This window comes from Erwinia rhapontici, from assembly GCF_020683125.1.
Lineage (GTDB): Bacteria > Pseudomonadota > Gammaproteobacteria > Enterobacterales > Enterobacteriaceae > Erwinia > Erwinia rhapontici.
The window spans coordinates 499050-522468 of the sequence record NZ_CP085627.1; the positions used below are offsets into that span (position 1 = coordinate 499050).

At 52.8% G+C, this 23419-nt stretch carries 22 protein-coding genes, 1 tRNA gene and 2 rRNA genes; 9 read left to right on the forward strand and 16 right to left on the reverse strand.

Annotated features, from left to right (window positions below; translation table 11 throughout):
* The first annotated feature begins 186 nt into the window (after positions 1 to 186).
* The 3 genes from rrf (LJN55_RS02260) (at position 187) to rrf (LJN55_RS02270) (ending at position 577) form a co-directional block, all read left to right on the forward strand.
* Positions 187 to 302, forward strand: a 5S ribosomal RNA gene (gene rrf / locus LJN55_RS02260).
* A gap of 48 nt (positions 303 to 350) precedes the next feature.
* Positions 351 to 426 (forward strand) — tRNA-Thr (locus LJN55_RS02265).
* 35 nt (positions 427 to 461) lie between these two features.
* Positions 462 to 577: ribosomal RNA gene (rrf, locus tag LJN55_RS02270) — 5S ribosomal RNA — on the forward strand.
* Positions 578 to 753: 176 nt separating this feature from the next.
* Here the strand turns inward: rrf (LJN55_RS02270) and LJN55_RS02275 are convergent.
* From LJN55_RS02275 to acuI, 16 genes are all read right to left on the reverse strand, one after another.
* Entirely contained in the window at positions 754 to 1515 is a 762-nt protein-coding gene (locus tag LJN55_RS02275) for an amino acid ABC transporter ATP-binding protein (protein WP_133844197.1), read from the reverse strand.
* A gap of 8 nt (positions 1516 to 1523) precedes the next feature.
* Positions 1524 to 2627 (reverse strand): amino acid ABC transporter permease, encoded by a 1104-nt coding sequence (locus tag LJN55_RS02280; RefSeq protein ID WP_133844195.1) that lies wholly within the window; start codon positions 2625 to 2627, stop codon positions 1524 to 1526.
* A 12-nt stretch (positions 2628 to 2639) separates the two neighbouring features.
* Complete coding sequence (locus tag LJN55_RS02285; RefSeq protein ID WP_133844193.1) at positions 2640 to 3818, reverse strand: amino acid ABC transporter permease; 1179 nt, start codon at positions 3816 to 3818, stop codon at positions 2640 to 2642.
* A gap of 68 nt (positions 3819 to 3886) precedes the next feature.
* Positions 3887 to 4912 carry an amino acid ABC transporter substrate-binding protein gene (locus LJN55_RS02290; protein ID WP_133844191.1) on the reverse strand — a complete coding sequence of 342 codons (1026 nt, stop codon included), beginning with the start codon at positions 4910 to 4912 and terminating at the stop codon, positions 3887 to 3889.
* 348 nt (positions 4913 to 5260) lie between these two features.
* Positions 5261 to 6181 (reverse strand): kdo(2)-lipid IV(A) palmitoleoyltransferase, encoded by a 921-nt coding sequence (gene lpxP, locus LJN55_RS02295; RefSeq protein ID WP_133844189.1) that lies wholly within the window; start codon positions 6179 to 6181, stop codon positions 5261 to 5263.
* A gap of 395 nt (positions 6182 to 6576) precedes the next feature.
* Positions 6577 to 6873 carry a DNA-binding transcriptional regulator Fis gene (gene fis, locus LJN55_RS02300; protein WP_000462905.1) on the reverse strand — a complete coding sequence of 99 codons (297 nt, stop codon included), beginning with the start codon at positions 6871 to 6873 and terminating at the stop codon, positions 6577 to 6579.
* 25 nt (positions 6874 to 6898) lie between these two features.
* A complete protein-coding gene (gene dusB / locus LJN55_RS02305; RefSeq protein ID WP_133844187.1) occupies positions 6899 to 7864 on the reverse strand; it encodes a tRNA dihydrouridine synthase DusB in 966 nt (321 codons plus the stop codon).
* 307 nt (positions 7865 to 8171) lie between these two features.
* Positions 8172 to 9053, reverse strand: coding sequence for a 50S ribosomal protein L11 methyltransferase (prmA, locus tag LJN55_RS02310; protein WP_133844185.1), 882 nt, complete (start codon positions 9051 to 9053; stop codon positions 8172 to 8174).
* 10 nt (positions 9054 to 9063) lie between these two features.
* A complete protein-coding gene (gene panF / locus LJN55_RS02315) occupies positions 9064 to 10518 on the reverse strand; it encodes a sodium/pantothenate symporter (protein WP_133844183.1) in 1455 nt (484 codons plus the stop codon).
* The gene (locus LJN55_RS02320) at positions 10508 to 10750 is read right to left on the reverse strand and encodes a YhdT family protein (protein WP_227535604.1); all 243 of its coding nucleotides are present in this window, start codon (positions 10748 to 10750) and stop codon (positions 10508 to 10510) included. Before LJN55_RS02320 ends, panF begins: the two co-directional genes overlap by 11 nt.
* Positions 10751 to 10947: 197 nt before the next feature.
* Positions 10948 to 12297, reverse strand: coding sequence for an acetyl-CoA carboxylase biotin carboxylase subunit (gene accC / locus LJN55_RS02325; protein WP_133844179.1), 1350 nt, complete (start codon positions 12295 to 12297; stop codon positions 10948 to 10950).
* Positions 12298 to 12308: 11 nt separating this feature from the next.
* Entirely contained in the window at positions 12309 to 12779 is a 471-nt protein-coding gene (gene accB / locus LJN55_RS02330) for an acetyl-CoA carboxylase biotin carboxyl carrier protein (RefSeq protein ID WP_133844177.1), read from the reverse strand.
* A gap of 20 nt (positions 12780 to 12799) precedes the next feature.
* Positions 12800 to 13252: a type II 3-dehydroquinate dehydratase gene (gene aroQ, locus LJN55_RS02335; RefSeq protein WP_133844175.1), complete on the reverse strand. Its 453-nt coding sequence runs from the start codon at positions 13250 to 13252 to the stop codon at positions 12800 to 12802.
* A 228-nt stretch (positions 13253 to 13480) separates the two neighbouring features.
* Positions 13481 to 14089 carry a protein-methionine-sulfoxide reductase heme-binding subunit MsrQ gene (gene msrQ / locus LJN55_RS02340; protein WP_171148947.1) on the reverse strand — a complete coding sequence of 203 codons (609 nt, stop codon included), beginning with the start codon at positions 14087 to 14089 and terminating at the stop codon, positions 13481 to 13483.
* Positions 14090 to 14092: 3 nt separating this feature from the next.
* Positions 14093 to 15097 carry a protein-methionine-sulfoxide reductase catalytic subunit MsrP gene (gene msrP, locus LJN55_RS02345; protein WP_227535605.1) on the reverse strand — a complete coding sequence of 335 codons (1005 nt, stop codon included), beginning with the start codon at positions 15095 to 15097 and terminating at the stop codon, positions 14093 to 14095.
* A 134-nt stretch (positions 15098 to 15231) separates the two neighbouring features.
* Positions 15232 to 16209: an acrylyl-CoA reductase (NADPH) gene (acuI, locus tag LJN55_RS02350; protein ID WP_227535606.1), complete on the reverse strand. Its 978-nt coding sequence runs from the start codon at positions 16207 to 16209 to the stop codon at positions 15232 to 15234.
* 226 nt (positions 16210 to 16435) lie between these two features.
* Here acuI and csrD point away from each other — a divergent pair, with 226 nt between their 5' ends.
* From csrD to rng, 6 genes are all read left to right on the forward strand, one after another.
* Positions 16436 to 18385, forward strand: a complete 1950-nt coding sequence (csrD, locus tag LJN55_RS02355) for an RNase E specificity factor CsrD (RefSeq protein WP_227535607.1) — start codon at positions 16436 to 16438, stop codon at positions 18383 to 18385.
* 313 nt (positions 18386 to 18698) lie between these two features.
* Positions 18699 to 19742, forward strand: coding sequence for a rod shape-determining protein MreB (gene mreB / locus LJN55_RS02360; RefSeq protein WP_126485560.1), 1044 nt, complete (start codon positions 18699 to 18701; stop codon positions 19740 to 19742).
* Positions 19743 to 19811: 69 nt separating this feature from the next.
* Positions 19812 to 20840 (forward strand): rod shape-determining protein MreC, encoded by a 1029-nt coding sequence (gene mreC / locus LJN55_RS02365; RefSeq protein ID WP_133844165.1) that lies wholly within the window; start codon positions 19812 to 19814, stop codon positions 20838 to 20840.
* A complete protein-coding gene (gene mreD / locus LJN55_RS02370; protein ID WP_133844163.1) occupies positions 20837 to 21325 on the forward strand; it encodes a rod shape-determining protein MreD in 489 nt (162 codons plus the stop codon). Before mreC ends, mreD begins: the two co-directional genes overlap by 4 nt.
* A 9-nt stretch (positions 21326 to 21334) precedes the next feature.
* A complete protein-coding gene (locus LJN55_RS02375; protein ID WP_133844161.1) occupies positions 21335 to 21928 on the forward strand; it encodes a Maf family protein in 594 nt (197 codons plus the stop codon).
* Positions 21918 to 23387: a ribonuclease G gene (rng, locus tag LJN55_RS02380; RefSeq protein WP_133844159.1), complete on the forward strand. Its 1470-nt coding sequence runs from the start codon at positions 21918 to 21920 to the stop codon at positions 23385 to 23387. The genes LJN55_RS02375 and rng overlap by 11 nt, the downstream gene beginning before the upstream one ends.
* Positions 23388 to 23419 lie beyond the last annotated feature (32 nt).

Genomic DNA, 23419 nt, shown 5'->3' on the forward strand with positions numbered 1-23419 from the left:
GTGGCGTTAGAGAGACGCAAAAGAGATTTTCAGCTTGTTACCGGAATTAAGTCCGAAGGATTTTGCGCTGTGACAAGGCGGCCAGTGAAGTGAGGGAAGGAGCATACATAAGTATGTGACTGAGCTTACGAGCGCAGGCAACGCAGTCAGAGCACAAAAGACACAGGACAGAGCACAAAGAATTTGCCTGGCGGCTTTAGCGCGGTGGTCCCACCTGACCCCATGCCGAACTCAGAAGTGAAACGCCGTAGCGCCGATGGTAGTGTGGGGTCTCCCCATGCGAGAGTAGGGAACTGCCAGGCATCAAACAACAAAGGGCGACATACGTGTCGCCCTTTAAAATTAAGTGTGCTGATATGGCTCAGTTGGTAGAGCGCACCCTTGGTAAGGGTGAGGTCCCCAGTTCGACTCTGGGTATCAGCACCAGTAATAAAGCGTGAGTTCGGTAAATCAAGAATTTGCCTGGCGGCTTTAGCGCGGTGGTCCCACCTGACCCCATGCCGAACTCAGAAGTGAAACGCCGTAGCGCCGATGGTAGTGTGGGGTCTCCCCATGCGAGAGTAGGGAACTGCCAGGCATCAAACAAAGAAAGAACCCCGACCGAAAGGCCGGGGTTTTTTTTCGTCTGCTGTTTGTCGGTGAGCGACTCTTCACTGGATAAACCTTATGCTTTCGCATAGGGCTTTTGTTGGGGCATAAAAAAGCCCCACCGATAAGCTGGCAGGGCATGATGACATTATTTATACCTATAAATCAGTGTATTACCTGAGACAGGAAGGCTCGGGTACGTTCAGACTTAGGATTAGCGAAGAACTCTTGCGGAGGGGCTTCCTCCACTATCTCACCACGATCCATAAAGATCACCCGGTCTGCCACGGTACGGGCGAAGCCCATTTCGTGAGTCACACACAGCATTGTCATGCCGTCTTCTGCCAGGCCAATCATGGTATCCAGCACTTCCTTCACCATTTCCGGATCGAGCGCGGACGTGGGTTCATCGAACAGCATAATTTTCGGCTTCATACATAATGAACGTGCAATCGCAACGCGCTGCTGCTGACCACCGGAAAGCTGCCCCGGAAATTTATGCGCATGCTCGGCAATACGTACACGCTCAAGATAATGCATCGCCAGTTCTTCGGCCTCTTTCTTCGGGGTTTTACGAACCCAGATAGGCGCGAGAGTACAGTTTTGTAAAACACTCAGATGCGGGAACAGATTGAAATGTTGAAACACCATCCCGACTTCGGTACGGACACGTTCAATATTGCGAAGATCGTCGTTAAGTAACGTACCATCGACGACGATACGCCCCTTTTGATGCTCTTCCAGATGATTAATGCAGCGGATCGTTGTCGATTTCCCGGAGCCGGAAGGACCGCAAAGAACGATGCGTTCACGGGGTTTAACCTTCAGGTTAATGTCTTTCAGTACGTGAAACTGTCCGTACCATTTGTTCACATTTTCGAGCGTAATCATCATCGCGTCGTCAGATGGGGTAATAATTTGAGTCATTTTAAACCTCAGTGCGGTGTACGCCCGGTGTGGAAGCGCTTTTCCAGATACTGGCTATAGCGCGACATGCTGAAACAAAAAATCCAGTAGACCAAAGCAGCAAAGACATAACCCTCGGTGGACATCCCCAGCCAGGCTGGGTCGACGGTGGCCTGCTGCACGCTGCTGAAGAGATCAAACAGACCGATGATGATCACCAGGCTGGTATCTTTAAACAGAGCAATGATGGTGTTAACGAGTCCAGGAATAACCAGCTTTAATGCCTGAGGCAGAATCACCAGCCCCTGGGTTTTCCAATAGCCTAAAGCCAGTGATTCGGCAGCTTCATATTGCCCTTTAGGCAATGCCTGCAGGCCACCACGCACCACTTCTGCCACATAAGCCGACTGGAACAGAATCACCCCGACCAGCGCACGAATGAGCTTATCGATAGAGCTGCCCTCAGCCATAAACAGCGGCAACATCACCGAAGACATAAACAGCACGGTGATCAGCGGCACACCCCGCCAGAACTCAATGAAAAGGACGCATAGCGTGCGCACCACCGGCATCTGCGAACGGCGACCGAGTGCCAGCAGGATGCCTAAAGGTAAGGCGCCTGCGATCCCCACAGACGCAATAATCAGCGTCAGGGTCAGCCCGCCCCACTGACGGGTTTCGACACGTTCCAGCCCCAGATAGCCGCCATACAGCAAGAACCAGACAACAATGGGGTAAATGACAGCCCAGGCGGCGATATAAGTGCCCCGACGCGGCAGCCTTTTAAGGAACATCGGTACAATCGACAGCAGACCGATCACCAGCGCAAGGTTGATACGCCAGCGCAATTCGTGGGGATACAATCCATACATAAACTGGCCAAAACGCGCATGGATAAACACCCAACATGCACCTTCTTTAGTACAGTCAGCACGCGTTTCACCCATCCAGTTAGCCTGGAACACCAGCCAGTTCAGCGCTGGAGGGATAACGGCCCAGATGACCCAGAGGCAGAACAGCGTCAGCAGTGAGTTACCCAGGCTTGAGAACAGATTTCTTCGTGCCCACAACACGGCACGTGACAATGTGCTGGTTGGTACGGTGGGCGTGTCATGAGTGGTAACAGTCGTCATAATCCCGTTCTCTTAGCGCTCAATGAGGGCGATTTTGCGGTTGTAGATATTCATTAACAGCGAAATCGACAGGCTGATGATGAGATACACACCCATGGTGATAGCGATCGTCTCGATGGCTTGACCCGTCTGATTCAATACCGTACCGGCAAACAGCGACACCATATCGGGATAGCCAATCGCTGCTGCCAGCGAAGAGTTTTTCACAATATTGAGATACTGGCTGGTAAGCGGAGGAATAATCACGCGCATTGCCTGTGGGATAATGACCTGACGCAGTGTGACCGGATTGGGTAAGCCGAGAGAACGCGCAGCTTCATGCTGACCGTACGGAACAGATTGAATTCCTGAGCGGATGACTTCAGCAATAAACGAAGAGGTATAGATCGACAGAGCCAGCGTTAGCGCCGCCAGCTCAGGGATCAGAACGAAACCACCACGATAGTTGAAGCCACTAAGTTCCGGGATATCCCAGTGCATTGGGCGGCCTGCTAGCAGCGAGGTGAACAGTGGGAACATAATCAGCATCACGATAGCCGCAGGCCATGTACGGCGCAGTTGTCCTGTTTTCAACTGATGCTGTTTGTTATAACGAAACAGACCGAACGAGATGACCAGTGCCAGTAGCACTGCAATCAGGAAAGGGCCGGTTCCCGCTGCATATTCAGGCCACGGGATATACAACCCACGGTTGCTGACAAACGCGAGATCAAAGGCATTCAGTGCCTGACGAGGTCCTGGCAAATTGCGTAACACAGCAAAATACCAGAAGAATATCTGCAACAGCGGCGGGATATTACGGAACGTCTCAATATAAATATTAGATATTTTCCGCAGCAGCCAGTTGTCAGACAAACGGGCCAAACCAATAAAGAAGCCGAGGAAAGAAGCAAAGACGATACACAGCGCAGAAACCAGTAGGGTATTGGTGAGACCCACCAGGAACACGCGAGCGTAGGTATCCCCTTCAGTATAATCAATCAGATGCTGGACGATACCAAAGCCAGCGCTACGTTCAAGGAAACCAAAACCGGAAGTAATGCCACGGCTTGCCAGGTTAATGATGGTGTTATGAATCAGATAACCCGCAACGGCCAGAACCGCGACGATCGCAATGATCTGGTAAAGCCAGGCGCGCACCGCAGGATTGCTGAATGAAAAATCCCTTTTTACGGTTGGGCGTTGAGACATGTTGAGACCTCAGTAACGAACATTCTGGCGTGGGCACCAGTAAGCCTGGTGCCCTGTAATCGTGGGAATTAACGTACTGGTGGTGCGTACTGAATGCCGCCATTGTTCCACAGGGCATTCTGACCACGAGCAATTTTCAGCTGGCTATCTTTACCGACGTTACGGTCAAAGACTTCCTGATAGTTGCCCACTTGCTTGATGATGTTATAAGCCCATTTGTTATCGAGCTTCAGGTCTTTACCGAAGTCACCTTCCGCGCCCAGCAGGTGAGCCATATCTGGCGTCGATGGTTTCGCCGTCAACTGATCAACATTCTTAGAGGTAATTCCCATCTCTTCGGCATTCAGCATTGCGTACAGAGACCATTTAACGATGGTGTACCAATCGTCATCACCGCGGCGTACAACCGGACCCAGAGGCTCTTTGGAGATCACTTCAGGAAGAACGATGAATTCATTAGGTTTGCCCAACTTGATACGCAATGCGTAAAGCTGAGACTGGTCAGAGGCGAGCGTGTCGCAACGGCCGGTATCGAGAGCTTTAGCTGATTCATCAGAACGGTCAAAGGTCACCGGGGTGTACTGCATTTTGTTAGCTTTGAAGTAGTCGGCCACGTTCAGCTCGGTATCCGTACCTGCCTGGATACATACTGTGGCACCGTCCAGTTCTTTAGCGCTTTTCAGACCGGCTTTTTGATGGGTCAGGAAGCCGATACCGTCGTAATAGTTTACGCCTGCGAAGATGAAGCCCATACCGCCATCACGGGAGGAGGTCCAGGTGGTATTACGAGAAAGGATATCGACTTCACCCGACTGCAACGCAGTGAAACGCTCTTTTGCAGTCAGCGGGGTATATTTTACTTTTCCAGCATCACCAAACACGGCTGCAGCGGCAGCACGGCAAACGTCCACATCAATACCCGTAAATTTACCGTTGGAATCCGCATAGGAGAAGCCTGGCAGGCCATCGCTGATACCACACTGTACAAAGCCTTTCTTCTTAATGGCATCCAGTGTCGTGCCAGCATGGGCCTGATTTGCAACCGCAAACAGCGTAGCTGCAGCAACCATCGTCGTGAGCATCATCTTTTTCATAAAGCATCCTGTGTGGCGAATTCGTTTTGTTATGTTTAGCGCACGCTTTGGTGCACTTTGCCTGTCTGTGGCCGAAGCCATTCACTGCTTTGCAAAGGTAATGCCAGATTTGCATAGCCCTGAATTTGTTGAAAAGCGTTGCTAATAAAGGGGAGTTTCTTACAAGTAGTATTAATATCGCGCACCAGGAAGGGGCAAAAATAGCCGTGATGGTCACAAATAGTGCAATTAGTTTCACTATATGGAAGCAGTGTGAGGGCGGCGTCAGTTTTTGTTACTTAAATGTAAATAGTCTTGCGCAAACCAGCGCCCTGAGGCGCTGGTGAGAGAGAAAGAGGATAAGGAGGATTAATAGAGAGAACTGGCACCGGCAGGACGGGTTTTAAAGCGGCGATGCAGCCACATATACTGATTCGGCGCACGCATAATCTCGCGTTCAATTACCCGGTTCATATACTCGGCTGCCAGCTGTTCATTCTCGATCGGGTAATCCTGGAGTTCAGGCTGGATGACCAGTTCATAGCCGCTGCCGTCTTCTTTGCGGATCAGTACCACCGTGATCAATGCAGGTTTCGCCATACGCGCCAGCATCCAGGTGCCACTGGTAGTCGCTGCCTCTGGCACGGCGAACAGCGGGGCAAACACGCTCCCCTTCGGACCGTAATCCTGGTCAGGGGCAAACCACACCGCTTCACCCTGTTTTAGCGCCTGTACCATGCCGCGCAGGTCACGGCGATTAATCATCGCCTTGTTAGAACGCATACGCCCTTTGGTCTGTATCCATTCCATCAGCTTGTTATTGTGCGGGCGATACATTGCCATCATTGGCTGACAGATACCCATCGCGCGTCCGCCCAGCTCCAGCGACATAAAGTGCACGCCAATAATCAGCGCCCCGCGCTTTTCACGCTGCGCAGCCTGAAGGTTTTCCAGGCCGGTAACGCTGAACCAACGTTTCACTCGACGATCGGACCAGAACCAGGCCATGCCGGTTTCCAGTAATCCCATTCCCAGAGATTCAAAATTTCCGACGATACGGCGTTCAAGCTGCTCAGGGTCGATATCCGGGAAACAGAGCTCCAGGTTACGGCGGGCAATCGAGACGCGGCGTTTCATAAAACGCATGGAGGTACGGCCCATCCAGAGGCCCAGTTTGTTCAATACAGGATAAGGGAGCTGTACCAGCAGGAATAATACACTGACACCAAACCAGGTCAGCCAATAGCGCGGGCGCAGAAAGCCCCTGTGGAATTTTTGTGACGGCTTCATATTTACTCATTTAAGCATTAAGGGCAGAGAACCTGTAACGCATAATGAAGGCAATCAGTAGCGGTACAATCATTCAGACACCCATTCAGTACGTAGGTTTAGCCACGGCTCATTTTTGGCAGTAATTTACATTCAGGAGATGTTGCATACTGCGTTCAGAAGGTGAGGGCGGCGGGCCTGCGAAGGAATTTCAAGTACACGTGAGTTTACACAGGTTATCCTGCATACAGGAAGAGGTGAGCGGGATTTTTCTTGTGCGAAAAGGCCTGTCAATCTTCACCCATTCTCCACATCACCTACATAGTATGCGTCAGGGATGATGCGACTATCAATAAAAAAGCGCTTAGCCCTAAAGAGGGATAAGCGCTTTCGAAACAACATGATAGCCAGGGCTATTAGTTCATGCCGTATTTTTTCAGTTTCTTACGTAGTGTACCGCGGTTGATGCCCATCATCAGGGCTGCACGGGTCTGGTTGCCACGGGTGTATTGCATCACCATGTCCAACAGAGGCTGTTCTACTTCAGCCAGTACCAGCTCATACAGATCATTTACATCCTGACCATTCAGTTGAGCAAAATAGTTCTTCAGTGCCTGTTTGACCGAATCACGAAGTGGCTTTTGGGTCACCTGATCCTGTGAATTCACGGTAGATACGGTCAGTACGTCAGAATTTACGCGTTGTTCGAACATAGTTCTGTCAGCTCTTTATTTCTAATTACGCAAGATTTTCGAAGTATGCCTCCAACGCCTCCAGCTGTTCGCTGGCATCCTCTATGGCGTTGAATGTGCGCCGAAACTGGTCGTTTGGGGCGTGCTCCTGCAGATACCAGGAGACGTGCTTCCGGGCAATACGGTATCCTTTGCGGTGACCATAAAAGTCGTGCAGTTCCCGTAAGTGCCCGATGAGCAAGCGCTTTACTTCAGCCAGTGGCATCGGTGCCAGCAGCTCCCCAGTGTCCAGATAGTGCTGGATTTCCCGGAAGATCCACGGTCTTCCCTGAGCCGCCCGTCCTATCATCAGGGCATCAGCCCCCGTATAGTCAAGTACGGCTCTGGCTTTATGCGGGTCAGTAATGTCTCCATTCGCGATAACCGGAATGGATACGTTCTGCTTAACTGTCCGAATGCTGTCGTACTCAGCTTCGCCGTTGAACAAACACGCGCGTGTGCGTCCGTGAATTGTCAGGGCCTGAATACCGCAGCGTTCAGCCAATTGGGCAATCTCTACACAGTTGCGGTTGTCGCTATCCCAGCCAGTGCGAATCTTTAAGGTAACCGGTACGTCAACTGCATTCACCACCGCTAAGAGGATAGACTTCACCAGCTCAGGATGTTGCAGCAGTGCCGAACCTGCCATCTTGCGATTCACTTTTTTGGCCGGACAACCCATATTAATGTCGATCACCTGCGCACCTGACACTGCATTGATGCGCGCGGCTGCCGCCATTTCTTCCGGGTCACAACCGGCAATTTGCACGGTACGAATACCAGGTTCGTCACTGTGTACCATACGCAACCGCGACTTATCGCTACCCCAGACTTCAGGGTTTGACGACATCATCTCGGAGACGGTCATACCAGCGCCCATTGCATAGCAAAGGGTCCTGAATGGCCTGTCTGTTATCCCGGCCATCGGGGCTGCAATCAAACGATTACGAAGCTGGTGATTTCCTATGCGCATGAAAAAAAAGTGACCATAGTGTGTCCGCAAGGCGGCGTATATTACGCATTTTTTCAGGAAGATGAAAGGCCAAACTTTGAACAATCCACTGTTGCGGATCAAGGAATCATCGTACCTGGCAGCGGAATTAATAATATAATGATATAAAACAATGAATTAAAAAAATACGACGAAATTGTGTACAAAGATTTTTCTTTTTTTGTGACCCGGATAACAACATAAATCACGCCAGTTGAGCCGTTATTCGAGACATATGACGTGATGAACGTGCTGACACAGCTTATCCGGGCTGCGCCAGCCGGTTATTTTATCGGCGAATACCCGTAATGCGACACCACTCTTCTTTCTCTGCCACGGGATCCAGCGTGAAGGTTTCCGCGTAAGCTTCACATACGCTGTCAGCCTGACTGGCCAGCACGCCTGAAAGGCCAAGATGACCGCCTGTTTTAGGCAGGACGCTAATCAGCGGTGCCAGCTCGCGCAGTGGGCCTGCCAGGATATTCGCCACCACCACATCAGCAATAAGGTTGTCTGGTTGCTGGTGTGGCAGATATAGCGAGAGACGCTCTGATACGCCGTTACGTTGTGCATTGTCACGGCTGGCCTGAATTGCCTGCGGATCGATGTCAATACCGATAGCGGCAGCAGCACCCAGCTTCAAAGCAGCAATCGCCAGAATGCCGGAACCACAGCCGAAATCGATCACGGTTTTACCTTCCAGGTCCAGACCATCCAGCCAGGCCAGACAAAGTGCGGTGGTCGGGTGGGTGCCGGTACCAAACGCCAGGCCCGGGTCGAGCATCACGTTTACCGCAGTAGGATCGGGCACATCGCGCCAGCTTGGGCAGATCCACAGGCGCTGTCCGAAGCGCATCGGGTGGAAGTTATCCATCCACTCACGTTCCCAGTCTTTGTCCTCGATCTGCTCAATCTTATGGTGAAAACCAGCGCCCAGCAGCGGATGCTGTTCCAGCCCGGCAATCACATCGGGCATCTCAGTTTCAGCATCGAACAGGCCAATCACATCGGTATCACCCCACAGACGCGTTTCGCCCGGTAAGGGTTCAAACACCGGATTGTCGTGGGTATCCTGGAAGGTCACCGACACGGCGCCATTTTCAATCAGTGCATCACCCAGCTCTTCAGCCTGAGCGCCGGTGGTATTAAGCTTCATTTGGATCCAAGGCATAATAATCTCTTCATTCAATCGGAGTGTGGGCAGTCGTCGCCAGGGTGTCAGAGTGACCAAAACGGTTGCCAATAATAAAGGCCAGCAAGCTGAGTAACAGTGCCGGAACAATCGGGTGGAACCCCCAGGGTTGCAGCGACAGGCTGGCCAGCAGGGTGTAACAGGCCGCACCCGATACCATACTGCTCAGTGCGCCAGCCGCGTTGGCTCTTTCCCAGTACAACCCCAGCACCAGCGGCCAGAGGAATACGGCTTCCAGCCCGCCAAAGGCCAGCAGATTCAGCCAGATAATCATATCGGGTGGATTCCAGGCCGCCACCAGCAACAGGAGCCCCAGTATCAGCGTCACCAGCGAGGATAAGCGCTTCAACAGCGGTTCATTATCCAGCTGATGCGGTCGCATCCGCAGATAGAGATCTTTGACGATCGTTGCCGACGATTGTAGCAGCTGTGCGTTAATGGTGGACATGATCGCCGCCATCGGCGCCGCAAGAAAGATCCCGGCAGCCAGTGGTGGCAGTACCTGGATCATTAACGTTGGGATCACCTGGTCCGGGATCTGTAAATCCGGAATCACCGCGCGTCCTAAAGCCCCTGCGAGATGCATACCAAACATCAGAACGGCAACGACCACGGTGCCAAGCAGGATCGCCAGATGTACGGCTTTACTGTCTTTATAGGAGATGCAACGTACCGCCGTGTGTGGCAGACCAATAACGCCAAAGCACACCAGCACAGAGAAAGAGGCAAGGAATGTCGGGGTCAGAATGTTATCAACACCTGTCGATGACACCAGTTTTGGATCAATATGCTGTAGGGTTTCTACGGCCTTATGCATCCCGCCAGCGGCATGGATCACGGCGAACAGCAGCAGGAAGGTGCCTGCCAGCATCACCAGGCCTTGCATAGCATCATTAAGGACGCTGGCACGGAAGCCACCAAACGCCGTATACAAAGCGATGGAAATGCCAAAAATCAGCAGTCCGGTATCGTAAGGGATCCCCGCAGCAGTTTCCAACAGACGCGCACCGCCGATGAACTGCACGGTCATGGCACCAATAAATGCGACCAGCAGGCTGATACTTGCCAGCCAGACCAGCATTGGGCTGCGGTAGCGTGCATACAGCATATCGTTAAGCGTCACGGCATTATAACGCCGCGCCAGAATGGCAAACTTCTTACCCAAAATCCCCAGTGACAGCCATACGGCAGGCACCTGTACCATCGACAGTAGCACCCATCCTAGTCCGTATTTATAGGCGGCTCCTGGGCCACCAATAAACGAGCTGGCGCTGATATAAGTGGTGGTCAGTGTCATGGCCAGCACGAAGCCACCCATTGAACGGCTGCCGAGGAAGTATTCACTCAGGAAGCTGCCCTCACGGCGCTGACGCATGGCGTACACAGAGAGTCCGGCAACCAGTAACAGGTAGCCAATTAGAGGCAAAATAATGTCAAGCTTCACCGTCATCCTCCAGAGGAATATCGCGGAAGATGACGCGAACCATCAGCCAGCAGAGAAAAATAAACAAACCGGGCACCAGCAGGCAGGCGATTTCAAACCAGTGCGGCAGTCCGGTGACACCTTGCACATCGTCCGGTAGCCAGGCTGACAGCGCCCAACAGGCAAGATAAGCCACTGCCAGCCAGAATGACCAGCGCGCTTCACGGTGGGACTGAATAAAACGTTTTTCCATGCGTTTCTTCCCCAAAATAAGAAGGGGCCGAATAATCGGCCCCTCTGCATACAGCGAACTCTGCTGGCGGGTCGGGCATGCCCGACCCCTACGATAGGGCGGGAATGCCCCCGTAGAGGTCAGACATGCCCGACCCCCCTACGCTATGGTGGGTATGCACCCTCCTGTAGAGGGCAGGCACGCCTGACCCGGGCCAATTATTTCTCTTGCAGGCCGAGTTTTTTCTCCAGATAGTGGATATTCGTTCCACCGTGCTGGAAGTTCTCGTCCGACATGATTTTCATCTGCAGTTCGATGTTGGTCTTAATTCCGTCGATGATCAGCTCCGCCAGCGCATTTTTCATGCGTGAAATAGCCACATCGCGGTTTTCACCGAAGGTAATCAGCTTACCAATCATTGAGTCATAGTACGGCGGCACGCTATAACCGGCGTAGATATGAGATTCCCAACGCACACCAAATCCACCTGGTGCATGGAAGCGGGTGATTTTGCCTGGGCTTGGCAGGAAGGTGTTGGCATCTTCAGCGTTAATACGGCATTCCACCGCATGACCGCGAATGATCACTTCTTCCTGTTTGATCGACAGCGGCTGACCGGCAGCAATACGCAGCTGCTCTTTAATCAGGTCAACGCCTGTGATCATCTCCGTCACCGGATGCTCTACCTGAATACGGGTGTTCATCTCAATGAAGTAGAACTCACCGTTTTCATACAGGAACTCGAAGGTGCCGGCGCCACGATAGCCGATATCAACACAGGCTTTCGAGCAGCGCTCGCCGATGTAACGGCGCATCTCTTCAGTGATACCTGGTGCTGGCGCTTCTTCCACGACTTTCTGGTGACGACGCTGCATTGAGCAGTCACGTTCAGCCAGATAGATAGCGTTGCCCTGACCGTCAGCCAAAATCTGAATTTCGATATGGCGTGGGTTTTCCAGGTATTTTTCCATATAAACCATGTCGTTGTTGAAAGCCGCTTTGGCTTCCGCTTTCGTCATGTTGATGGATTGTTCCAGGTCTTTGTCGCCGCGCACAACGCGCATGCCACGACCGCCGCCGCCGCCGGAGGCTTTAATAATGACCGGATAGCCGATGCGTTTTGCGAAGGCACGGTTTTTATCCATATCTTCGGTTAACGGGCCATCGGAGCCAGGCACCGTCGGAACACCTGCTTTCTTCATCGCGGTGATTGCCGACACTTTATCGCCCATCAGGCGGATAGTTTCTGCTTTCGGCCCGATAAAGATAAAGCCAGAGCGTTCAACCTGCTCGGCAAAGTCAGCATTCTCAGACAAGAAACCGTAGCCTGGGTGGATAGCAACAGACCCGGTGATCTCAGCGGCTGAAATCAGTGCCGGGATGTTCAGATAGCTTTTCACCGACGGTGGCGGGCCAATACAGACCGTTTCATCTGCCAGCAGTACGTGCTTCAGATCGCGGTCCGCAGTGGAGTGCACTGCCACAGTCTTGATGCCCAGTTCTTTACAGGCGCGGAGAATTCGCAGCGCGATTTCACCACGGTTAGCAATTACAATTTTATCCAGCATGGCTCGCCTCGTTATTCGATGACTACCAGCGGCTCGTCAAACTCAACAGGCTGACCGCTTTCGACCAGAATCGCTTTCACAATGCCGGATTTATCGGCTTCGATCTGGTTCATCATTTTCATCGCTTCAACGATGCACAGGGTGTCACCGGCGTTAACTTTCTGACCGATTTCCACAAAGGCTTTCGCATCCGGGCTTGGGGTACGATAGAAAGTACCGACCATAGGAGAACGCACGATATGGCCACTGATCTCAGCAGCTGCAGGCGCTTCCATTACCGGAGCGGTAGCCGGAGCGACAGCGTTAGCCAGTGCAGGCTGCTGCATCATTGGTGCAGCATAGGCCTGCTGCATCATCGGGTAACCAACGTTAACCGGTGCACGGCTAATGCGAACAGACTCTTCGCCTTCAGAGATTTCCAGTTCAGCGATGCCTGATTCTTCAACCAGTTCGATCAGTTTTTTAATCTTACGAATATCCATGATGTGGTTCCGTACTCTGTTTAATGAGATGGTGACAGGCGTTTGACTGCCGTCTGTAAAGCCCAGGAATAACCGTCGACGCCAAGTCCACAGATCACGCCGGCAGAAATATCAGAAAGATACGAATGATGACGAAAGGGCTCACGGGCATGCACGTTTGACAGATGAACCTCGATAAACGGGATGCTGACTGCCAGCAGTGCGTCACGCAATGCCACGCTGGTGTGTGTGAATGCCGCCGGGTTTATGACGATATAATCGACATTGCCTTTCGCCTCATGTATGCGATCGATCAGCGCATATTCCGCATTAGACTGGAGATGACTCAGTGTGACGTTAAGCGCGTTAGCCTGCGAGGTCAGATCGCTGACAATCTCGGCCAGCGTGGTATGACCATACTTTTCAGGCTCACGGGTTCCCAACATATTCAGATTGGGGCCGTTCAAAAGCAGTACGTGCAACTTATCCGTCATCTTGCTGCTATCTCCTGCGATAATAATGGCATCGCACAAAATACATCGCCGAAGCCAGTTTGTCACCTTTTCAGATGAAATTTGGCAAAGGCCACGAATGAAGTCGGGCATTATAACGATATCAACGCAATTAGCAGCTAAATACTGGTCGTATCAGCGAAGATGATCAACCACACCCGGTTAAAAAGGCAGGGTTGATCGCTGAAGATGTGGGGTGGAACACAGTAATCAGGATTTACCTGGCAACCACTTACGTAGCTTTTTGTAACGCCATGCCAGCAAGATCGCGGCAATTAACGCATAAATCCACGGCTGAGGGGAAAGGATTTTTACCGACCACAGATAATGAACCGGTGCCAGGATAGCCACCAGATAGACGGCATTGTGCAGTGTTTGCCAGCGCTTACCCAATGTGCGCTGTGCCCGCTGGAACGATGTGACAGCCAGCAGTAGCAGCACGATCCAGCAAATAATACCGAGTGTCAGGTAAGGGCGTGAGATCAGCTCTGATCCCAGCAGACCGAGATTACTGATCCCCAGTTCGAGTAATGAGTAGCTCACCAGATGCAGCGTGGCCCAGGCAAAGCACCATAATCCCAGCAGGCGGCGTACACGAATCAGCAGCGGTTGCTTACCGTAGCGTGCCAGCGGCGTTACCGCGAGGGAGGCCAGCAAAAATTTTAATGCCATTCTGCCGGTAAAATGCTGGATATCTTTGGCCGGGTCGGCACTGAACCAGCCCTGATCAATCGAGAGCAGCAGCCACAATAGCGGCAAAAAGCCCGCCAGATGCAGCAACACCTTCAGGCCTGTAATCTGTTTTAACGACAGGCGCACCATTTAGAAATTCTCCCGCAGATCCAGCCCGCGGTAGAGGGAAGCAACCTGTTCAGCATAACCGTTAAACAGCAGCGTTGGCTGGCGTTTGACATCAAGAATACCGCCGGAGCCGATAAAACGTTCGGTTGCCTGTGACCAGCGTGGGTGATCGACGTGAGGATTCACATTGGCGAAGAAACCATATTCATTGCCTGCCAGCTGATTCCAGGTTGTTGGGGGCATATCTTTCACCAGGGTGATTTTTACTATCGACTTGATACCTTTAAAACCGTATTTCCACGGCACTGTCAGGCGAATGGGCGCACCGTTTTGTGGGGGCAGCGCTTTGCCATATACGCCGGTGGTTAACAGCGTGAGTGGGTGCATGGCTTCATCCAACCGCAGGCCTTCTACGTAAGGATAATCCAGCCCCCCGCCGATAAAGCGGTCCTGCTGGCCTGGCATCTGATCGGGCGCGTAGAGCGTCTGGAAAGCAACATAGCGTGCATTGCTGGTGGGTTCGGCAGCCTTCAGCAGTTTACCCAGCTCGAAACCGATCCACGGCACTACCATGGACCAGGCTTCGACACAGCGCATACGGTAAATGCGCTGCTCCAGTGGAAAGCGCTTAAAGATATCATCCATATCAAGCGTGAGCGGCTTGCCAACTTCACCGCCGATCTGGATCTTCCAGTCGGTGGTTTTTAATGTGCCGGCATTGGCGGCAGGATCCGCTTTATCCAACCCAAACTCGTAAAAGTTATTATAGCCAGTGACCTTGTCTTCTGGCGTCAGCGCAAGGTCTGCCTGATAAGGTGCGGGTTTGCTAAATTCTAATGCTTTACCGGATGCCGCCTTCGGGCGGTCATTACCTTTAAACCATGACAGCACATCAGCGCGAGCGGCGGTGGGCAGGGAAAGTGCAGCCGCACTCAACCCGAGGGTTTTGAGCAGCGTACGACGGCGCGTATTAAAGACGCTCTCCGGCGTGACATCATTTTCAGTCAGTTTGTTGATGGTTTTCATCTGTGACCCTTGCTCAGGTATGGGTAATAACCCTGAGCATGGCGCAGTGCCACGATTTAAGCGAATACTGGCGAAAAAATATGAAATTTCCTGGGAGAAAGGCATCCCTCGCCATCATAGCGAGGGACATAGCATTAGCGGATACGCACCAGGGTACGGCCAGTAATCTCGTTATTCAGCAGTTTTTCAGCGGCGCTGGCGGCTTCTGACAGGGGAACCTCAGTAGTGGCCTGTTGATAAAACGATGCTGGCAGCACTTTCAGCAGACGTTTCCAGGCTTCACGACGACGTGGTGCTGGCGTCATCACGGAATCCACCCCTTGCAGACGGACATTACGCAGGATAAACGGCATGACGCTGGTGGGCAGGGCAAAGCCACCTGCCAGGCCGCACGCAGCGACCACACCGTTGTAGTTCATCTGCGCCAGCACACTGGCCAGCACCTGATCGCCTGCGGTATCGACCGCCCCTGCCCAGCGTTGTTTCTCCAGCGGCCGCGCCACCGAACTGAATGCACTGCGCGGCAGCACCTCGCGTGCCCCCAACTGATTGAGGTAGTCATGCGTTGATTCGCGTCCGCTGACGGCCACAACGTGATAACCGAGTGCACTGAGCAGTGCGATGGCGGTGCTTCCCACGCCACCGCTGGCACCCGTGACCAATATTTCACCGCTTTCTGGCGTCACGCCGCCTTCTTCCAGCGCCATAACACACAGCATGGCGGTAAACCCGGCCGTACCAATGATCATCGCCTGGCGGCCATCCATGCCTTCTGGCATCGGGACCAGCCAGTCTGCTTTAACACGTGCCTGTTCGGCCAGGCCGCCCCAGTGGTTTTCACCTACGCCCCAGCCCGTTAGCAGCACCGGCTGACCGCTGTGGAAACGGGGATCGCTACTGGTATGCACTTTCCCGGCAAAATCGATACCGGGCACCATCGGAAACTGGCGGATAATCTTGCCGTTGCCGGTAATCGCCAGCGCATCTTTATAGTTAATACCCGACCAGTCCACATCGACCTTGACCTCGCCTTCCGGCAGGCTGTCAGCACTAATGAACTTCACGGCAGCAACGGTTTTGCCTTCTGACTGTTCGAGAACCAGAGCCTGCATGAGAATCTCCTGAAAATAGTGGTTTCATTAATAAAAAGCGCCCTGTCAGGACTATACTCCTGGAAATGGACAATTATCTGACCCCGGGCAAGCAATCGGTGTGTGTGGTGTGTTATTTTTCACCGCGTCAGCTGTCAGATATGCACATTTCCCTGGTCATTTACATTTTGGTTGCGGTTCAGTGTTAATGACGTCTTCTTCACCCGCAACACAAATGGGCACAAGGATGCGACTAACCACCAAACTTTCTGCGATTATCACCCTGCTTTGCTCACTGGCCATGTTACTGATGCTGGTGGGCTGCGTACTGAGCTTCTTTTATCTTAGTAACCAGCGGGCAGAACATCGGATCCAGCGGATGGCGGACGATGTTGATAGCGCGTTATTCACACAATCCCCCCAACAGATAGAAGCATGGCTACGTCAGGTCATGAATCCGTTACAAATCGAACGCGTTAAACTGAACAACGGTAATGCGCAACTGTTTCAGGTCACCCTTCATCAGCCGTCCCTCCTGGAAGACGAACCTAATCGCTATCGCCAGATACAGCTTCCGCTGACGCAACATCCCGGCATGACACTGCATATTCAGTGGGTCGACTCCACCCGTACCTGGTTTGCTTCCTTAATGGGGGTTACCAGTTTGTCGCTAATTATCGGCGTGGTCGCGATCATGACTTTATTGCTATGGCAGGCCAGGCGCTGGCTCCAGCAGCAATTACAAGGAATGGAACGGCTGGAGGAGCGCGCTGAAGCCGTGATCAAAGGAGAACGCGCTACGGTCAAATCGGGTTCAGTACATGAGTGGCCGCCTAAAGCCAGCAGCGCAATTGACCTGTTGCTGGCCGATCTGAAAGAGGCAGGAGAGCAGCATAACCGCATTGATACGCTGATCCGCGCATTTGCGGCACAGGATGCCCGCACCGGCCTGAACAACCGCCTGTTCTTTGATAATCAGCTCACCACACTGTTGGAGGATCCGGAGTCCGTTGGAACGCATGGCATGGTGATGATGATCCGCTTGCCAGATTTCGACAGCCTGCGTGAGCGCTGGGGCCATGTGCAGGTGCAGGATTATCTGTTTGCGCTGGTCAATATGCTGTCGACTTTTGTGCTGCGCTATCCCGGTGCGCTGCTGGCTCGCTATTTTCGCAGTGACTTCGCCGTATTGCTCCCACATCGCAGCGTAAAGGATGCCGACGGTATTGCTTCTCAGTTGATTAAAGCGGTCGATACTCTGCCATCAACGCGAATGTTGGATCGTGATGACATGATTCATATTGGTATCAGCGGCTGGCACAGCGGGCAGAGCACTCTTCAGGTGATGGAGAATGCCGAGCGGGCAACGCGTAACGCCACACTACAGGGCGGGAATAACTGGTCGGTGGGCGAGGGGGCACAGCAGGATTTCGCGCGCGGAAGCGTGAAATGGCGCACATTGCTGGAAAACACACTGAATCGTGGTGGTCCACGGCTTTATCAAAAACCGGCCGTTAACGCGAAGGGTGAAGTGCATCATCGCGAAATGATGCCACGCATCTTTGACGGTGAAAAAGAGCTGTTATCCGCAGAGTATCTGCCTGTGATTCAGCAACTGGGTCTGGCAGAACGCTACGATCGACAGATGGTGAAACGTATTGTGACGTTGATCGAACTGTGGCCAGAAGAAACTCTTGCCATTCCGCTCACCCTCGACTCATTATTGCAGCGCTCATTCCTGAACTGGCTGCGTGATAACCTGCTGCAATGTACTAAATCGCAAAGAAAACGTATTTTATTTGAACTTGCAGAAGCAGATGTGTGTCAACACATCAGCCGTTTAACGCCAGTGTTCCGATTGCTCTACGGTTTTGGCTGTGGTGTGGCAGTGAATCAGGCCGGTTTAACGGTAGTGAGCACCGCGTATATCAAGCAGTTCCAGGTCAGGCTGATCAAGCTTCATCCCGGCCTGGTGCGCAATATTGATCGGCGTACTGAAAATCAGCTGTTTGTACAAAGCCTGCTGGAGAGTAGCAAGCAAACTTCCACTCAGGTTTTTGCTGCCGGGGTACGTTCCCGGGAAGAGTGGCAAACGCTGTTGGAGCTGGGAGTCACCGGTGGGCAGGGCGACTTTTTCGCTGCCTCAGAGCCGGTTAATAGTAGCGTGAAAAAATATTCGCAAAGATATCGAGTTTAGTCTCACGTCTGGCAGGTTTTCACGTAGAATACCTGGGAGATTGTGGTTCGACGCGGCTTTCTCGCAGGCCGAGGCGAAACTGAAACTGTTAATTTTTATGTATGTTATGTCCGCTGACGTGTCCAAAAACCACAGCGAAAGGCCGTTATATCGGCTTCCGTTACGCACGATGTCGTAAGGTTGTGACTTCAGCGAGAGATAGCATGATTTTTCACCGAAGCAGAACGTTTTTGCGCCTTGTCGCTGCTTCGTGTGGTTGGTAAAGTAAGCGGATTTTATTTTCCGCCCCCAGCTTGCAGGATTATCCTTTAGTATGTTTAAAAAATTCCGTGGCATGTTTTCCAACGACTTGTCCATCGACCTGGGTACAGCCAATACCCTGATTTACGTGAAAGGGCAGGGCATTGTTCTTAATGAGCCTTCCGTCGTTGCTATCCGTCAGGATCGTGCCGGTTCCCCAAAGAGCGTAGCGGCAGTCGGTCATGACGCAAAACAGATGCTGGGTCGTACACCCGGTAATATCGCAGCTATTCGCCCAATGAAAGATGGCGTTATCGCCGACTTCTTTGTGACTGAGAAAATGTTGCAGCACTTCATCAAACAGGTTCACAGCAACAGCTTTATGCGCCCAAGTCCGCGCGTGCTGGTCTGTGTGCCCGTTGGTGCAACCCAGGTTGAACGTCGTGCCATCCGTGAGTCTGCTCAGGGTGCTGGTGCGCGTGAAGTCTTCCTGATTGAAGAACCCATGGCTGCTGCTATCGGTGCAGGCCTCCCTGTTTCCGAAGCGACCGGTTCGATGGTGGTGGATATCGGTGGCGGTACAACAGAAGTTGCGGTGATCTCGCTGAATGGCGTGGTTTACTCTTCTTCTGTCCGCATCGGTGGTGACCGTTTCGACGAAGCCATCATTAATTATGTGCGCCGTAATTACGGCTCTCTGATTGGTGAAGCCACCGCAGAGCGTATTAAGCATGAGATCGGTTCAGCCTACCCGGGTGACGAAGTGCTCGAGATTGAAGTCCGCGGCCGTAACCTGGCTGAAGGGGTTCCGCGTGGTTTCACCCTGAACTCCAACGAGATCCTGGAAGCGCTGCAGGAGCCGTTAACTGGTATCGTTAGCGCGGTTATGGTTGCACTGGAACAGTGTCCGCCAGAACTGGCATCTGACATCTCCGAACGTGGCATGGTACTGACTGGCGGTGGTGCGCTGTTGCGCAATCTGGATCGCCTGCTTATGGAAGAGACTGGAATTCCAGTGGTCGTTGCAGAAGATCCATTGACCTGCGTTGCACGCGGTGGTGGTAAAGCGTTGGAAATGATTGACATGCACGGCGGCGATTTGTTCAGCGAAGAATAATTTGCCTGAAGGAGTAGCGGGACGCTGCCCGCACTCCTTTTTCATGTTGTCGAGGAAAACGCCGAGTTTATGAAGCCGATGTTCAGCAGGGGGCCTTCCCTGCAGTTACGCTTATTTTTAGCGGTTATTGTGGCAATAGGCGTGATTGTTGCCGACAGTCGCATGGGAGCTTTCTCCCAAATCCGCACCTATATGGACACTGCCGTCAGTCCATTCTATTTCCTGGCCAATGGGCCTCGTCAGATTTTGGACAATGTTTCAGAAACATTGGCCTCCCGCCAGCAACTCGAGCTGGAAAATAAAGCCTTACACCGCGAACTGATGCTGAAGAACAGCGAACTGCTGATGCTGGGTCAGTTTAAGCAGGAAAATGCCCGTTTACGCGAACTGCTGGGTTCACCGCTGCGTCAGGACGAGCATAAAATGGTCACGCAGGTGATCTCCACCGGCACCGATCCCTATACCGATCAGGTGGTGATCGACAAAGGCAGCGTAAACGGTGTTTACGAAGGTCAGCCGGTGATCAGTGATAAAGGCGTGGTCGGCCAGGTGGTTGCTGTGGGTAAAATCACCAGCCGCGTGCTGCTGATTTGCGATGCCTCACACGCACTGCCGATTCAGGTTCTGCGCAATGACATCCGCGTGATTGCGGCGGGTAATGGCTGCACGGAAGATTTGCAGCTTGAACATCTGCCAGGTAATACCGATATCCGCGTGGGCGATGTGCTGGTGACGTCCGGCCTCGGTGGGCGCTTCCCTGAAGGTTACCCTGTTGGGGTGGTTTCTTCCGTGAAAGTGGATACCCAACGCGCTTATACGGTGATCCAGGCGCGTCCAACGGCGGGTCTCCAGCGTCTGCGTTATCTGCTGCTGCTGTGGGGCGCGGATCGCAATGGCTCGATGCCAATGGCACCGGACGAAGTCCATCGCGTGGCCAATGAACGCCTGATGCAGATGATGCCGCAGGTACTGCCGCAGGCGAGCGAAATGGTGGGGCCGCCTGCCCCTCCTGCCGCGGCACCCGCCAGCATCCCGGCAACGGCCCCTGCCGCTGCACCGGTTCGCCGTCCGCAGTCCGAACGCGGAGGCCAGCCTTGAGTAGTTACCGCAGCCACGGACGCTGGGTTATCTGGCTCTCTTTTCTGGTGGCGCTGGTGCTACAAATCATGCCCTGGCCCGAGGAGCTGTTTGTTTATCGCCCGTCATGGCTGTTGTTGATCCTGATCTACTGGGTGCTGGCGTTGCCGCACCGTGTCAACGTTGGCACCGGATTTGTGATGGGATCTATAATGGATCTTATCTCTGGTTCGACGCTCGGCGTACGCGCACTGGCATTCAGTATCGTTGCCTACCTGGTGGCCTTCAAATTCCAGTTATTCCGCAATCTGGCGCTTTGGCAGCAGGCACTGATGGTGATGGTGCTGTCACTGGCGATGGATGTCATCGTATTCTGGTCTGAGTTCCTGGTGATTAACGTTTCCTTCCGCCCAGAAATTTTCTGGAGTAGCGTCGTCGACGGTATCCTCTGGCCCTGGCTGTTCTTACTGATGAGAAAAATTCGCCGCCAGTTTGCCGTACAATAAAGGACAATTATGGTATCCCTGTATCTGGCTTCAGGCTCCCCACGCCGCCGCGAACTGCTGACTCAGCTAGGCCTGTCATTTGAACGCCTTTCTACTGACGTGGAAGAACGCCGTCATCCGGATGAAACCGCAGAGCAGTATGTCCGTCGTCTGGCGCGGGATAAAGCGCTGGCGGGGGTTGCCGTGGCTGCTCGCGATCTCCCGGTGCTGGGTGCTGATACTATTGTTGTGCTGAATAATCATGTGCTGGAGAAACCCGCGGATGCTGAAGCTGCCGCCGCCATGCTGACGATGCTCTCCGGCCAGACTCATGAAGTCATGACCGCGGTAGCGTTGGCCGATCGCCAGCGGACCCTTGAATGTCTTGTTGTCACTGAGGTGACATTTCGCATGTTAACACCTGAAGATATTGCTGGTTATATTGCCAGCGGCGAGCCAATGGATAAGGCAGGCGCTTATGGAATTCAGGGACTGGGTGGCAACTTTGTCAGAAAAATTAACGGAAGTTATCACGCGGTAGTGGGGCTGCCTCTGGTGGAAACCGCCGAGCTTTTCAGCCATTTTCAATCGCTGCGTGATGTGAGAGGTCAAGATGACAGCTGAACTGCTGGTCAATATTACGCCGTCGGAAACCCGTGTTGCCTACATCGACGGTGGCATTCTGCAGGAAATTCATATCGAGCGCGAAGCGCGCCGTGGCATCGTTGGCAACATCTACAAAGGGCGTGTCAGCCGGGTGTTACCAGGAATGCAGGCGGCCTTTGTCGATATTGGGCTGGAAAAAGCGGCGTTTTTGCACGCTTCTGACATCATGCCGCACACCGAATGTGTTGCGGGTGACGAAAAGAAAAATTTCATTGTGCGTGATATCTCCGAACTGGTACGCCAGGGACAAGATCTGATGGTGCAGGTGGTGAAAGATCCGCTTGGGACCAAAGGTGCACGCCTGACGACCGATATTACCTTGCCGTCACGCTATCTGGTGTTTATGCCGGGTGCTTCGCACGTGGGGGTATCGCAACGTATCGAGAGCGAAGCAGAGCGCGACCGCCTGAAATCCGTCGTTGCCAGCTATTGTGATGAGCTGGGCGGATACATCATCCGCACTGCAGCAGAAGGCGTGGGCGAAGATGAGCTGGCATCTGATGCTGCGTTTCTTAAACGTCTGTGGACCAAGGTGATCGAACGTAAGAAACGCAATCAGACGCGCTGCCGCCTTTATGGTGAAGTCGCGCTATCGCAGCGTATCCTGCGTGACTTTGCCGGTGCAGCCCTTGACCGTATCCGCATCGATTCCCGTCTGACGTTTGAACATCTGGTGGAGTTCACCAGCGAATATATCCCGGAGATGACGGCAAAGCTGGAGCTGTATGTCGGCAAGCAGCCTATTTTCGATCTGTTCGATGTGGAAAACGAAATTCAGCGTTCTCTCGATCGTAAAGTTGAGCTCAAGTCAGGTGGCTATCTGATTATCGATCAGACGGAAGCCATGACCACAATTGATATCAATACCGGTGCTTTTGTTGGACACCGTAACCTTGAAGAAACCATCTTCAATACCAACATCGAGGCGACTCAGGCGATTGCGCGTCAGCTCAGGCTGCGTAATCTTGGTGGCATTATCATCATCGATTTTATTGATATGAATAATGACGATCACCGCAGACGAGTTCTGCATTCACTAGACCAGGCCCTAAGTAAAGATCGGGTGAAAACAGGCGTGAATGGTTTCTCACAGCTGGGGCTGGTGGAAATGACGCGTAAGCGCACGCGCGAAAGTATTGAGCATGTACTGTGCCAGGATTGTCCGGTGTGTAAAGGGCGTGGAACGCTGAAAACGGTGGAAACGGTCTGTTATGAAATCATGCGTGAGATTGTGCGTGTGCATCATGCTTATGATTCTGACCGTTTCCTGGTTTATGCCTCGCCATCGGTGGGTGAAGCGCTGAAAAGCGATGAGTCTCATGCTTTAGCGGAAGTAGAAATCTTTGTGGGCAAGCAGGTTAAAGTTCAAATAGAACCGCTCTATACTCAGGAGCAGTTTGACGTGGTGATGATGTAATATCCGCACGGTTCTCCCCGATTTTGCGCTAA